The sequence below is a fragment of the Pseudomonas sp. ok266 genome, assembly GCF_900110195.1.
Taxonomy (GTDB): Bacteria; Pseudomonadota; Gammaproteobacteria; order Pseudomonadales; family Pseudomonadaceae; genus Aquipseudomonas; species Aquipseudomonas neuropathica.
Window position 1 is genome coordinate 727003 of record NZ_FOCU01000001.1, and the last position, 13412, is coordinate 740414.

The following is a 13412-nucleotide window of genomic DNA, read 5'->3' on the forward strand; positions in this document are numbered from 1 at the left end:
CCTTGTGGGAGCGAGCCTGCTCGCGAAAGCGGTGTATCAGGCGCCGACGATCCCGCCATCCTCACGCGTAATCGCCATCACCGAAGACCGCGGCTTGCCATTCGGCAGATGCTCGGGGAAGGTCGAACCGCCGTTCTCCCCCGGATGCTGAATCCCGACAAACAGGGTTTTCTGATCCGGCGAGAAGCTGATTCCCGTCACCTCACAACCAATCGGCCCGACCATGAACCGGCGAATTTCACCGGTCTTCGGATCGGCGCAGAGCATCTGGTTATTGCCCATCCCGGCAAAATCCCCGGCATTGCTCGAGTCACCATCGGTGAGAATCCACAAACGCCCAGCCTTGTCGAAACCCAAACCATCCGGGCTGTTGAACATGTTCTGCGGGGTGATGTTCTTCGAGCCACCCTTCGGCGTCCCGGCATGCACGCCCGGGTTGCCAGCGACCACAAACAGATCCCAGGCAAACGTCTTCGAGGCGTGATCGTCACGGTCGGTGCGCCAGCGCAGAATCTGCCCGTAGACGTTTTTCTCGCGCGGGTTCGGCCCGCCCACCGGCTGCCCGTCTTCGCCGCGCTTGGCGTTGTTGGTCAGGGTGCAATAGACCTGACCGTCCTTCGGGCTGACGACGATCCACTCCGGACGGTCCATGCGCGTCGCGCCAACCACGCTGGCGGCGAGGCGCGCGTGGATCAGCACTTCGGCCTGATCGGCGAAACCGCTGCTGGCGTCGATGCCGTTTTTGCCGTGGGTCAGCTCGATCCACTGGCCCTGGCCTTTCGGGTGGTCGGGGTTGCTGTCGCCATTATCGAACTTGGCCACGTACAGGGTGCCGTGATCGAGGATGTCGCGGTTGGCCTTGGCGTTGCGATGGTTGATGCGGTCGCGGCTGACGAATTTATAGATGAACTCGCCACGCTCGTCGTCGCCCATGTACACCACGGCGCGACCGTCGTCGGTCTCGGCCAGTGCGGCGTTTTCATGCTTGAAGCGGCCCAGCGCTGTGCGCTTGACCGGGGTCGATTGCGGATCGAACGGATCGATCTCGACCACCCAGCCGTGTCGGTTGAGTTCGTTGGGGTTTTTCGCCATGTCGAAGCGCGGGTCGTACGGGTGCCAGTTGATCTCGCGGCTGGCGACGGAGACACCGTAACGCTTCTGCGCCGGGTCGAACTGTTGCTGGGCATTGCTGCTGCCGAAACAGTCGGTGAAGTTTTCTTCGCAGGTCAGGTAAGTGCCCCACGGCGTTTTGCCGTTGGCGCAGTTCTGGAAGGTGCCGAGGACTTTCTTGCCGTGTTTGTCGGCCGCCGTTTTCATCAGATCATGACCGGCTGCCGGGCCGCTGATGCGCAGCGGTGAGTTGCCGTGAATGCGGCGGTTGTAGCGCGAACCCTGAACGAACTGCCATTGACCGTTCTTGCGTTGCACTTCAATCACCGAGACGCCCTCGCAGGCCAGTGCTTTACGCACGTCTTCGGCCGATTGCGGCATGCCGCCGTGCGGATAGAGGTAGCGGTAGTTGGTGTATTCGTTGTTGATCGCCATTAACGCGCGGTTGCGGTCGTCGGGGAAGGCGAACAGGCTCATGCCGTCGTTGTTGTCGCCGAATTGCACTTCCTGTGCGGCAGCGGTGCCGTTGCCACTCGGGTCGAAGGCCGGGCCGTTCTTTTGCAGGGGCTGGCCCCAACTGATCAGCACCGAAGACTTGTAGCCTTTGGGCAGTGTGATGACGTCGGTGGTTGCCGCCGGAATACTCTCGAAACCGAGCAGACGGCTGTTGCCGGCACTGACGCCAGTGGCCAGCGCGCTGCGGCTCAACAGGCTGCCGCCGAGGAACATCGCCGCGCCGCACAGCGCGCCGGCGCCGATGAAACCGCGACGGCTGAGGCCGACCATTTTTTCCAGGTCAGTGGATTGGTTTTCTTCTAATAGGCTCACATCAGGCTCCCTGCTTGGTTTTGGCAGCCACCTTAATGAGCGTCGATGACGCTTTCGTTGCAGCGCCTGATTACAGCGGCGTGCCGAGCAGCACGTTGGACGGCGAAAACTGCACCTGCACCGGTTGTGCGATGGCCAACCCGCGAGTGCGCAGGTCCAACGGTTCCGCCAGGGCACAGAGGGTATGGCCGTTGGGCAGGGCAATGCGCACTTCACTCGGGCCATCCTCGGCGTCGAGGATCGCTTCGATGGTGCCGTTGAGAAGATTGTGACCAAACGTTGCAGGCTGCTCATTGCTGAGCAATTCTAGCCAGCCGGCCTTGATCAGGGCCACCACTTCGGTGCCGGCTTGCAGCTCCAGATGCACGGTGCTGTCGTGGGTGATCTGCGCGTCGAGGTACAGGCCTTCGGCCAGTTCGAGGCGGATCAGGTCATTGCGGCCCTGCGCTTCGATCGCCACGACCTTGCCGTGCAACTGATTGCGCGCGCTGGTTCTGAGCATCAAACGACCGAGCAGATCCAGATCACTGGCGTCTTCCGCTGCCTCCAGCACCTGGGCCTGCAAGGCCTGCAGTTTTTGGTACAGGCGCAAAACGCGCTCGCCTTCGCTGGAGAGTTTCGCACCGCCGCCACCCTTACCACCGACGGCGCGCTCGACCAGCGGTTTCTGCGCGAGGTTGTTCAGCTCATCGATGGCGTCCCATGCCGCTTTGTAGCTCAGGCCAGCACTTTTCGCCGCGCGGGTGATCGAGCCCTGTTCGGCGATATGTTGCAGCAGGGCGATGCGCTGCGGACGGCGGACGATGTGCTGGGAGAGCAGGGAAGGCATGGACATGAATGGGTGCTTTTTTGCTGTGGCGGTGGAGGAGGAAGTTGGCCGCTCGCAACGCGAGAGTCAAGCTTGACGCAGAACCCTGTGGGAGCGAGCTTGCTCGCGAAAGCGGCTTGTCAGTCAACATTGATTTTGAATGTGCTGGCCCCTTCGCGAGCAAGCTCGCTCCCACATGAACATTGCGTTGGCTTCAGTTTCCGGGTTTCGGCGTGCGGGCCAGGCAATAGACATCAACCCGCGCAGCGCCTGCGTTCATCAGCAACCGGGCGAGAGCCTGTGCGGTCGCGCCAGTGGTCAATACGTCGTCAACCAGCGCGAGATGTCGGTCTTTTATGCGCGCATCCGGCATGAGGCTGAAGGCATTGCGCAGATTACCTTTACGCGCCTTGGCGTCGAGATCCTGCTGAGCATCGGTATCCTTGATTCGCCGCAGAACCCGTTCTTCGCACGGCAGATCCAGTGACTGACTCAACCAGCGCGCCAGCATCGCAGCCTGGTTGAACCCGCGTTGACGCAGACGTTTGTTCGCCAGCGGCACCGGCAACAACACATCAGGCCTCGGCAACCCCTCATCGAAGCGATGTTGCAGGTATTGCCCGAGAACGTCGGCGAGCAGGTGACCAAACGGCCATTTTGCGTTGTGTTTAAAACGCGTAATCAAACTGTCGACCGGGAAGCCGTAGCGCCACGGCACCACCACCTGTTCGAACGCCGGCGGCTCTAGCAGGCACTCGCCACAGGTCAGGTCGGCGGCAGAGAGTGGCAGGGCGCAGGTCTGGCAGTGGTCGCCGAGCCAGGGCAAATCCGTTTCGCAGGCCACGCAGATTGGCATTTCTGCTTCTGCCGGCTCATCGCAAAGTAAGCAGGTCTGTACATTATTTAAACAGATGTAAACCTGTCCTTCGTATCGTGGTTGACAGCGCATGACTCTTCCTTAAATATGCCGAACATCCGTGTCGCGCCTGTGGGTATTCCATTCCCGCAGCCGCCAGCCAAGCATAACCAAGGAACTACCCATGAGCGCGAGCACCACTGCCACCCTGCGTCACGACTGGTCTCTGGCCGAAGTCAAAGCACTCTTCGTACAGCCATTCAACGACTTGCTGTTCCAGGCGCAAACGGTGCACCGCGCACATTTCAACGCCAACCGCGTTCAGGTGTCGACACTGCTGTCGATCAAGACCGGCGCCTGCCCGGAAGACTGCAAGTACTGCCCGCAGTCCGGTCACTACAACACCGGCCTGGAAAAAGAAAAGCTGATGGAAGTGCAGAAGGTCCTCGAAGAGGCTGCACGCGCCAAGGCTATCGGTTCGACACGGTTCTGCATGGGCGCGGCGTGGAAACATCCGTCGGCGAAAGACATGCCGTACGTGCTGAAAATGGTCGAAGGCGTGAAGGCCATGGGCCTGGAAACCTGCATGACTCTTGGCCGTCTCGACCAGGATCAGACCGAAGCACTGGCCAAGGCCGGGCTCGATTACTACAACCACAACCTCGACACGTCGCCGGAGTTCTACGGCAGCATCATCACCACCCGTACTTACAGCGAACGTCTGCAAACGCTGGCCTATGTGCGTGAATCGGGGATGAAGATCTGCTCCGGCGGCATTCTCGGCATGGGCGAGTCGCTGGATGACCGCGCCAATCTGCTGATCCAGTTGGCCAACCTGCCGGAGCATCCGGAATCGGTGCCGATCAACATGTTGGTGAAAGTTGCCGGCACGCCGCTGGAAAATGCTGAAGACGTCGACCCGTTCGACTTCATCCGCATGCTCGCCGTGGCGCGCATTCTCATGCCGCAATCCCACGTACGCCTGTCCGCCGGCCGCGAAGCGATGAACGAGCAGATGCAGGCCTTGGCCTTCTTCGCCGGCGCCAACTCGATTTTCTACGGCGACAAACTGCTGACCACCGCCAACCCGCAGGCGGACAAGGACATGCAGTTGTTCGCGCGTCTGGGCATTCAGCCGGAAGCACGTGAAGAACATTCCGATGAGGTTCACCAGGCCGCAATCGAACAGGCGCTGGTGGAGCAGAAGAGCAGTGAGCAGTTCTACAACGCCGCAGTGTAAAAAGCTGCGCGGATTCCTCTGAAGGAATGCAAAACCCCTGTGGGAGCGAGCTTGCTCGCGAAAGCGGTGCCTCAGTCGACATTGATGTTGGATGTGAAGGCCTATTCGCGAGCAGGCTCGCTCCCACAAGGGATCTGTGTCACTTGAAAGTCGAGGCCTGCATGTCTTTCGATCTCGCCGCACGCCTTGCTGCCCGTCGTGCCGAAAATCTCTATCGCCAGCGACCGCTGCTTGAGTCCCCGCAGGGGCCTGAAGTGGTGGTCGACGGCAAACCATTGCTCGCGTTCTGCAACAACGATTACCTGGGCTTGGCCAATCATCCGCAAGTGATCGAAGCCTGGCGCGCCGGTGCTGAACGCTGGGGAGTCGGTGGCGGTGCCTCGCATCTGGTGATTGGCCACAGCGGCCCGCACCACGCTCTGGAAGAAGCGCTGGCCGATCTCACCGGTCGACCGCGTGCATTGCTCTTTACCACCGGCTACATGGCTAATATCGGCGCGGTCACGGCGCTGGTCGGGCAGGGCGATACGGTGCTGGAAGATCGCCTCAATCACGCTTCGCTGCTGGACGCGGGTCTGTTGTCCGGCGCGCGTTTCAATCGTTATCTGCACAACGACGCGGTGAGCCTGGCCAAGCGCCTTGAGAAAGCCAGCGGCAATACGCTGGTGGTCACTGACGGTGTGTTCAGCATGGACGGCGACCTCGCTGACCTGCCGGCATTGGCTCGTGAAGCCAAGGCCAAAGGCGCGTGGTTGATGGTCGATGACGCTCATGGGTTCGGGCCGCTCGGTGCGAGCGGCGGCGGCATCGTCGAGCATTTCGGTTTGAGCCAGGAAGATGTGCCGGTACTAGTTGGCACCCTCGGTAAAGCGTTCGGCACGGCAGGGGCATTTGTTGCTGGCAATGAAGAGTTGATCGAAAGCCTTATCCAGTTCGCCCGTCCGTACATCTACACCACCAGCCAACCGCCGGCGCTGGCCTGCGCGACCCTGAAAAGTCTGGAGTTGCTACGCACTGAACACTGGCGCCGGGATCATCTGCAGACCTTGATCCGCCAGTTCCGCCAGGGCGCCGAGCAGATCGGTCTGGAGCTGATGGACAGCTTCACGCCGATCCAGCCGATCATGATTGGCGATGCCGGGCGCGCGGTACGTCTTTCGCTGATGTTGCGCGAGCGTGGGCTGATGGTCACCGCCATCCGCCCACCGACCGTGCCCGCCGGCAGCGCGCGCTTGCGCGTGACCCTGACCGCCGCCCACAGCGAGGCGCAGGTGCAGCTATTGTTAGACGGACTGGCCGATTGCTTTGCCCAACTGTCGTCGGAGCCAAGCCATGCGTGATCGCCTGATTCTGCTGCCCGGCTGGGGCCTCGGTGTGTCGCCGATGGAGCCTCTGGCCGCCGCTTTGCAAGGGCTCGACGAGCATCTGAAAGTGGAAATCGAGCCGCTGCCGGAGCTGGATTCCAGTGACCTGCAAGACTGGCTCGATGAACTCGATGAACGCATTCCACAAGACGTCTGGCTCGGTGGCTGGTCGCTGGGTGGCATGCTCGCGTCCGAATTGGCGGCGCGCCGTGGCGAGCGCTGCTGCGGTTTACTGACTCTGGCGAGCAACCCTTCCTTCGTTGCCCATGAACAGTGGCCGACCGCGATGCCCGGCGAGACCTTCGATGCATTTCTCGCCGGTTGCCAGGCCGATCCCCGGCTGACCCTCAAACGCTTTTCGCTGCTCTGTGCTCAAGGTGCACAAGATGCGCGCGGCTTGTCGCGGTTGATGCTCGGCGGCGCACCGCACACGGCGCCGTCGGCGTTGATGGCGGGCCTGGAATTGCTCGCGCAACTGGACACCCGCGAAGCACTGCAAGCATTTCGCGGCCCGCAATTTCATCTGTTCGCCGGACAGGACGCTCTCGTTCCGGCGGAAGCGGCGGGGGCGTTGTTCGTCCTGTTGCCGGATATCGAAATCGGTCTGATCGAACAGGCCAGCCATGCCTTTCTTCTGGAAGACCCCCACGGACTGGCGGGCGCTATCCAGGCTTTTCTACATGAGTGCGGTGATGACTGATTTGTCTCTTGTGCTGCCCGGCGGCTTGCCTGACAAACGTCAGGTCGCGGCCTCTTTTTCCCGCGCTGCGGCCAGTTACGACAGCGTCGCCGAGTTGCAACGTGATGTCGGTACACAATTGCTGCAGCGCTTGCCGGCGGATTTTTCACCGTCGCGCTGGCTGGATCTGGGCTGTGGCACCGGTTATTTCACCCGGGCACTGGCCGCGCATTTTGCCGAGGGCCATGGTCTGGCGCTGGACATTGCCGAGGGCATGCTCGATCACGCGCGGCCGTTGGGCGGCGCTGATTACTTCATTGCTGGCGATGCGGAGCGTCTGCCGTTGCAGGACTCGACTTGCGACTTGATCTTTTCCAGCCTGGCGGTGCAATGGTGCGCGGACTTCGATGCGGTGCTCAGCGAAGCCTTTCGCGTACTGAAACCGGGTGGGATTTTTGCGTTTGCTAGTCTTTGTGTAGGGACGCTGTTCGAGTTGCGCGACAGTTGGCGGCAGGTCGACGGGATGGTGCACGTCAACCGCTTCCGCGAGTTCACCCGTTATGAGCAACTGTGTACGGCCAGTGGCTTGCGTACGTTGAGCCTGGAGAATCAGCCTCACGTGCTGCATTACCCCGATGTGCGCAGCCTGACCCATGAATTGAAGGCCTTGGGTGCGCACAATCTGAATCCCGGACGGCCCGGTGGTTTGACCGGACGAGCGCGGATTCTCGGGCTGGTGGAAGCTTACGAGCAGTTCCGTGAAGCGTCGGGATTGCCGGCGACTTATCAGGTGGTCTACGCCGTGTTGGAGAAACCCGTATGAGCGCAGCCTATTTCATCACTGGAACGGACACTGACGTCGGCAAGACCACCGTGGCTGCCGGGTTGCTGCATGCGGCGCGGTCAGCGGGCTTGAGTACCGCAGCGGGCAAACCGGTGGCCTCAGGGTGCGAAGTGACGCCGAAGGGGCTGCGCAATTCCGATGCGTTGGCGCTGTTGGCCGAATGTTCGCTGCCGCTGACTTATCAACAGGTCAATCCCGTGGCGTTCGAGCCTGCGATCGCTCCACACCTGGCAGCGCGTGAGGCCGGAGTAGCGTTGACCGTGCAATCGTTGCTGGCGCCGATGCGCGAGATTCTGGCGATGAACGCCGATTTCACCTTGATCGAGGGCGCGGGTGGCTGGCGGGTGGCGTTGGCGGATCAGGACAATCTGTCGGATCTGGCGATTGCGTTGAAGCTGCCGGTGATTCTGGTGGTGGGTGTGCGGCTGGGGTGCATCAGTCATGCCTTGCTGACGGCCGAGGCGATTGCCCGTGATGGCCTGCAACTGGCCGGGTGGGTGGCGAATATCATCGATCCGAAGACTTCGCGGCTTGAGGAGAACCTCGCCACATTGGCCGAGCGAATTCCGGCGCCATGCCTTGGGCGCGTGCCGAAACTCAAGAGCTTGAGTGCCGAAGCGGTAGCGGATCATTTGCAACTGGATCTGCTCGACTAAGCTTTTCTCTATGGGCAGGCACTGTGCCATTAGTGTTTTTGACGGGTGTTTTTCTGGCGCCTCTGGTTCAATGGCGCCATTGATCCTTCCCAAGGATGAGAACTGTTATGGAAATCTCCGGTAACACAGCTTTTTATGCAGGTCTGAGCTCGATTCAGAGCGGGCAGAACCGCGTTGATCAGGCCGCCAGCCAGATTGCCAACAACACCATTGAGCGTTCGGTCACGAGCCAGTCTTCGGAAGCGCAGGTCGATCGTCTGCGTGGCGTTGATCGCAGCCAGCAAATGGACCTGGGCAGCGACATGGTGCAAATGGCCCAAGGCAAATTTCAGGTGGAGCTGGGCGTAAAAGTCGCCAAAGCTTCCGACGAAATGCTCGGTACGATCATCGACACCTTCGCCTGATTTTTCGCCATCTACACCCTGAACGCCGCGCTTTGTCGCGGCGTTTTTCGTTGTAAGTCCTTCTCCCTCAACTAATCTTTTTTCAGCACCCGTGACTCGATCGAGCGCATGGCGGTTTGCTGTGTCCGGCGTTTGAAAGATGCGATGACGAACGGCAAAAGATCGACGCTTGACAAGATTTCGGCGTAAACGTATGTTTCAAACAACTGTTTGACCGTCACAACAAATCAACACGGTCGTTCATTCCCGGTTACATCAGCAGAGGTTTATCGCTATGCCTGACTACAAGGCCCCCTTGCGTGATATTCGCTTCGTTCGTGACGAACTGCTCGGCTACGAAGCGCACTATCAGAGCCTTCCGGCTTGCGCAGACGCAACTCCAGACATGGTTGACGCCATTCTCGAAGAAGGCGCCAAGTTTTGTGAGCAGGTACTGGCGCCGCTGAACCGCGTGGGCGACCTCGAAGGTTGCACCTGGAGCGAGTCCGGCGTGAAAACCCCGACCGGCTTCAAAGAGGCTTACAAGCAATTCGTCGAAGGCGGCTGGCCAAGCCTCGCTCACGACGTTGCGCACGGCGGCCAAGGCTTGCCGGAGTCGCTGGGTCTGGCAGTGAGCGAGATGGTTGGCGAAGCCAACTGGTCGTGGGGCATGTACCCAGGCCTGTCGCACGGTGCGATGAACACCATCTCCGAGCACGGCACCCCTGAGCAGCAAGAAGCCTATCTGACCAAACTGGTTTCCGGCGAATGGACCGGCACCATGTGCCTGACCGAACCGCACTGCGGCACCGACCTGGGCATGCTGCGCACCAAGGCCGAACCTCAGGCCGATGGCTCTTACAAAGTTTCCGGCACCAAGATCTTCATCTCGGCCGGTGAACACGACATGGCCGACAACATCGTCCACATCGTACTGGCCCGCCTGCCGGATGCACCGGCCGGCACCAAAGGCATCTCGCTGTTCATCGTTCCAAAGTTCATGCCCAATGCTGATGGCACCGTCGGTGCACGCAACGCAGTGAGTTGCGGTTCGCTGGAACACAAGATGGGCATCCACGGCAACGCCACTTGCGTGATGAACTTCGACGGCGCCACCGGTTACCTGATTGGCCCGGCGAACAAAGGCCTGAACTGCATGTTCACCTTTATGAACACCGCTCGCCTGGGTACCGCGCTGCAAGGTCTGGCCCACGCCGAAATCGGTTTCCAGGGCGGTCTGAAATACGCTCGCGACCGTCTGCAAATGCGCTCCCTGACTGGCCCGAAAGCGCCGGACAAAGCCGCTGACCCGATCATCGTGCACCCTGACGTACGCCGCATGCTGTTGACCATGAAGGCTTTCGCCGAAGGCAACCGTGCGATGGTGTACTTCACCGCCAAACAGGTCGACATCGTCAAATACGGCGTCGATGAAGAAGAGAAAAAGAAAGCCGACGCATTGCTGGCCTTCATGACCCCGATCGCCAAGGCGTTCATGACCGAAGTCGGTTTTGAATCCGCCAACCACGGCGTACAGATCTACGGCGGCCACGGCTTCATCGCCGAGTGGGGCATGGAGCAGAACGTTCGCGACAGCCGCATTTCGATGCTGTACGAAGGCACCACCGGTATCCAGGCACTCGATCTGCTAGGCCGTAAAGTGCTGATGACGCAAGGCGAGGCCCTGAAAGGCTTCACCAAGATCGTCCACAAGTTCTGCCAGAACAACGAAGGCAACGAAGCCGTTGCAGAGTTCGTCGCACCGTTGGCGGCAATCAACAAGGAATGGGGCGAGCTGACCATGAAGGTCGGTATGGCTGCCATGAAAGATCGCGAAGAAGTCGGCGCGGCCTCCGTGGACTACCTGATGTACTCCGGTTATGCCTGCCTGGCTTACTTCTGGGCCGACATGGCGCGTGTAGCAGCCGAGAAGCTGGCAGAAGGCAGTGGCGACGCGGCGTTCTACACCGCCAAGCTGCAAACCGCGCGCTTCTACTTCCAGCGCATCCTGCCACGCACCCGTACTCACGTGGCCACCATGCTGTCGGGCGCCAACAACCTGATGGACATGAAAGAAGAAGACTTCGCACTGGGCTACTAAGCCTTAACGCGGTCTTTTGAAAAACCGCTGCTCTTTCGGGGGCAGCGGTTTTTTTTGCGCTGGATTTACCCCCAACACTGGGGACGTTTCCCCAGCAGAAACGGTGAGCTGACAGCGCGCAGCCCGAGCGTTTATTGATTCAAAATGTATCTCGGAAGGGTGGCCAATTAATTGCACTGCGCAGATTAACCGGCGCTCACGAGAAATCCTGTCCTGTTTCACGACGCCTCTCGCCCGGCGAACTCATAACAACAACGTCAGGGTGAAGCATATGAACATCTGTCGACTTGTCGGGTTAACCCTCACGCTAAGTGCCTGCGGCGCCATGGCGGCTGATCCTGTGGAAGTGGATCCGCCGGTGCCGCAAGTGCCGAGCCTGCAATCACTGCGAGGCATGGTTCCGCCCGATCCCTCAGGAACCGAGGGTGGCCGTAAAGTCGACCTGATGACCGACTACGTGCTCAACCGGTCCGCCGCAATCCTGCTGGGCAAAGCGCTGTTCTGGGACATGGAAGTCGGCAGCGACGGCGCCACGGCGTGTGCGTCCTGCCATTACCACGCCGGCGTCGATCACCGCATCACCAACCAGCTCAACCCCGGCCAGGCGCACACCAATGCCAACGTCGCTTCGATCTTCAACAAACCCTTTGTAGCGTCGGATATTCCCGGCGATGTGGCGTCCTACGCGACGCTGTCCGGCGGCAAGGGCGGGCCGAACTACACACTGAAGAAAAACGACTTTCCGACCCATGTGCTGAGTAATCCACTGGAGCGCAACTCGCCGATTGTTTACTCGACGGACGACGTGATCGGCTCCCAAGGCGTGTTCGACGCCAATTTCGTCAAACCCAACCAGCCACGTTTCGACAAATGCACCCAGCAGCCTGACGGCATCTTCCAGGTCGGCGGCATCAACGTGCGCCGCAGCACCGGGCGCAACGCGCCGTCGGTGATCAACGCAGCGTTCAATGTGCGCAACTTTTGGGACGGACGGGCGAATAACGTGTTTAACGGCTTCTCGCCGTTCGGCAATCGCGACCCTGATGCGGCGATTTACGTGACCAGCGAGCGCAGCACCGTGGCAAGCAAAGTCCGGCTGGCGCTTAACGATGCTTCTGCGGCGTCGCAAGCAGTAGGTCCGCCCGGGAGCGGGGTGGAAATGTCCTGCGGTGGCCGCACTTTCGCCGACATCGGCCGGCGCATGCTTGATCAGTTGATGCTCAAGCAACAGCGGATTTCTTCCAACGACTCCGTGCTCGCTTCGGTATCCGGCGCGCGGCGTCCGACTTATCGCGAATTGATCAAAAATGCCTTCCAGCCACGCCTGTGGAACGCCACACAAAATGTGCTGGTGGGCGGTGCACCGTATACACAGATGGAAGCCAACTTCCCGCTGTTCTTCGGGTTGGCGATTCAGATGTACGAATCCACCCTGATCTCTGACCAGGCGCCGATTGATGCTTATCTGCAAGGCGATTCAACCGCGATGAACGCGCAGCAGGTTCAGGGCATGAATCTGTTCCTCGGCAAGGGCAAATGCGTCAATTGCCACGGCGGCGCGGAGCTGACCAACGCGGCCAGCCGCCTGCTGATGCACCCGCGTGAACGCATCGAACGCATGGTCATGGCCGATAACCTGATCACCCTTTACGACAACGGTTTCTACAACACCGGTGTGCGTCCGACCTCAGAAGACCTGGCGCTCGGTGGCTCGGATGCCTGGGGTAACCCATGGTCGTTCAGCCGCCAGTACAACAAGCTGTTGCAAGGCGGCAGCATCCCCGATCCGCTGGACGTCGATGTCTGCACCTTCGAGGCGCCGCTGAGCGCAGCGATTCCGTGCGACGCCACGCTCAAGCCCAACGTCAACTTCCGTGATTCGGTCGACGGCGCCTTCAAGACGCCGACCTTGCGCAACATCGCGCTGACCGGGCCGTACTTCCACAACGGCAGCCGCGCCACGCTTAAACAGGTGATGGAGTTCTACAACCGTGGCGGCGACCGTCGTGGCGAAGACGCCAACAACACCAGCGGTTTCGAGCATCCTTCGGCGAATCAGCACAACACCTCAAATCTCGATCCGGACATGACCAATCTCAACCTGACGCCGGATGAGATCGACGCACTGGTGAAATTCATGGAAGTCGGCCTGACCGATCCGCGCGTGGCCTGGGAGCGGGCGCCGTTCGATCATCCGTCGCTGGTTCTTCCGCAGGGCGAGATCGGCGATGAAAACGCCGTGACCCAGCGGCCGGCCAGTCCGAAAGTCACCACCCGGCAAGCGACCGACGCTTTGTTCTCGCTCAAGCCATACGGGGCCGAGGGCCGGAGTTCGGCGGAGGGGCCATTACTGCCGTTCTACAACGATCTGTGAGGGATATTTTCAAGCCTGGCCATCAGTGATGGTGGCCAGCACGGCAAATCGGGCAAAAAACTTGGCAAATCGCTCAGATAGTCAGGTTTTCTGCCGTTAAAGAGACTGCGTGTGATCTGGATCACATTGTGTGTGCTTAACTGCACGCATTGCAGGCACAATGCCATCT

Annotated in this window: 11 protein-coding genes; 8 read left to right on the top strand and 3 right to left on the bottom strand. The window is 60.3% G+C overall.

The features are described from left to right. Positions 1-36 precede the first annotated feature (36 nt). From BMY54_RS03410 to BMY54_RS03420, 3 genes are all read right to left on the bottom strand, one after another. Entirely contained in the window at positions 37-1938 is a 1902-nt protein-coding gene (locus tag BMY54_RS03410; RefSeq protein ID WP_093429938.1) for a PhoX family protein, read from the bottom strand. Between the two features lie 70 nt (positions 1939-2008). After that, on the bottom strand, positions 2009-2773 hold the full coding sequence (locus tag BMY54_RS03415; protein WP_093429939.1) for a TOBE domain-containing protein: 765 nt from the start codon (positions 2771-2773) through the stop codon (positions 2009-2011). Positions 2774-2960: 187 nt separating this feature from the next. Then, the gene (locus BMY54_RS03420) at positions 2961-3695 is read right to left on the bottom strand and encodes a ComF family protein (RefSeq protein WP_093429940.1); all 735 of its coding nucleotides are present in this window, start codon (positions 3693-3695) and stop codon (positions 2961-2963) included. A 91-nt stretch (positions 3696-3786) separates the two neighbouring features. Here BMY54_RS03420 and bioB point away from each other — a divergent pair, with 91 nt between their 5' ends. From bioB to BMY54_RS03460, 8 genes are all read left to right on the top strand, one after another. After that, positions 3787-4842, top strand: a complete 1056-nt coding sequence (gene bioB, locus BMY54_RS03425; RefSeq protein WP_007910031.1) for a biotin synthase BioB — start codon at positions 3787-3789, stop codon at positions 4840-4842. 161 nt (positions 4843-5003) lie between these two features. Continuing rightward, positions 5004-6182 (top strand): 8-amino-7-oxononanoate synthase, encoded by a 1179-nt coding sequence (gene bioF, locus BMY54_RS03430; protein WP_093429979.1) that lies wholly within the window; start codon positions 5004-5006, stop codon positions 6180-6182. Further along, a complete protein-coding gene (locus tag BMY54_RS03435) occupies positions 6175-6906 on the top strand; it encodes an alpha/beta fold hydrolase (RefSeq protein WP_093429941.1) in 732 nt (243 codons plus the stop codon). Before bioF ends, BMY54_RS03435 begins: the two co-directional genes overlap by 8 nt. Continuing rightward, entirely contained in the window at positions 6899-7708 is an 810-nt protein-coding gene (gene bioC / locus BMY54_RS03440) for a malonyl-ACP O-methyltransferase BioC (RefSeq protein ID WP_093429942.1), read from the top strand. Before BMY54_RS03435 ends, bioC begins: the two co-directional genes overlap by 8 nt. Then, a complete protein-coding gene (bioD, locus tag BMY54_RS03445; protein ID WP_093429943.1) occupies positions 7705-8385 on the top strand; it encodes a dethiobiotin synthase in 681 nt (226 codons plus the stop codon). Before bioC ends, bioD begins: the two co-directional genes overlap by 4 nt. Before the next feature lie 107 nt (positions 8386-8492). Next, entirely contained in the window at positions 8493-8789 is a 297-nt protein-coding gene (locus BMY54_RS03450) for a pyrroloquinoline quinone biosynthesis protein PqqE (protein ID WP_093429944.1), read from the top strand. Between the two features lie 274 nt (positions 8790-9063). Then, a complete protein-coding gene (locus BMY54_RS03455) occupies positions 9064-10869 on the top strand; it encodes a phenylacyl-CoA dehydrogenase (protein ID WP_093429945.1) in 1806 nt (601 codons plus the stop codon). Between the two features lie 271 nt (positions 10870-11140). Then, positions 11141-13243 (top strand): cytochrome-c peroxidase, encoded by a 2103-nt coding sequence (locus BMY54_RS03460; protein ID WP_093429946.1) that lies wholly within the window; start codon positions 11141-11143, stop codon positions 13241-13243. The last annotated feature ends 169 nt before the right edge of the window (positions 13244-13412 follow it).

What these genes read in the sequence shown, in the direction of transcription:
- BMY54_RS03415 (WP_093429939.1), bottom strand. Translation starts at nt 2,773, where the DNA reads ATGTCCATGCCTTCCCTGCTCTCCCAGCACATCGTCCGCCGTCCGCAG.
- BMY54_RS03420 (WP_093429940.1), bottom strand. Translation starts at nt 3,695, where the DNA reads ATGCGCTGTCAACCACGATACGAAGGACAGGTTTACATCTGTTTAAAT.
- bioB (WP_007910031.1), top strand. Translation starts at nt 3,787, where the DNA reads ATGAGCGCGAGCACCACTGCCACCCTGCGTCACGACTGGTCTCTGGCC.
- bioF (WP_093429979.1), top strand. Translation starts at nt 5,004, where the DNA reads ATGTCTTTCGATCTCGCCGCACGCCTTGCTGCCCGTCGTGCCGAAAAT.
- BMY54_RS03435 (WP_093429941.1), top strand. Translation starts at nt 6,175, where the DNA reads ATGCGTGATCGCCTGATTCTGCTGCCCGGCTGGGGCCTCGGTGTGTCG.
- bioC (WP_093429942.1), top strand. Translation starts at nt 6,899, where the DNA reads ATGACTGATTTGTCTCTTGTGCTGCCCGGCGGCTTGCCTGACAAACGT.
- bioD (WP_093429943.1), top strand. Translation starts at nt 7,705, where the DNA reads ATGAGCGCAGCCTATTTCATCACTGGAACGGACACTGACGTCGGCAAG.
- BMY54_RS03450 (WP_093429944.1), top strand. Translation starts at nt 8,493, where the DNA reads ATGGAAATCTCCGGTAACACAGCTTTTTATGCAGGTCTGAGCTCGATT.
- BMY54_RS03455 (WP_093429945.1), top strand. Translation starts at nt 9,064, where the DNA reads ATGCCTGACTACAAGGCCCCCTTGCGTGATATTCGCTTCGTTCGTGAC.
- BMY54_RS03460 (WP_093429946.1), top strand. Translation starts at nt 11,141, where the DNA reads ATGAACATCTGTCGACTTGTCGGGTTAACCCTCACGCTAAGTGCCTGC.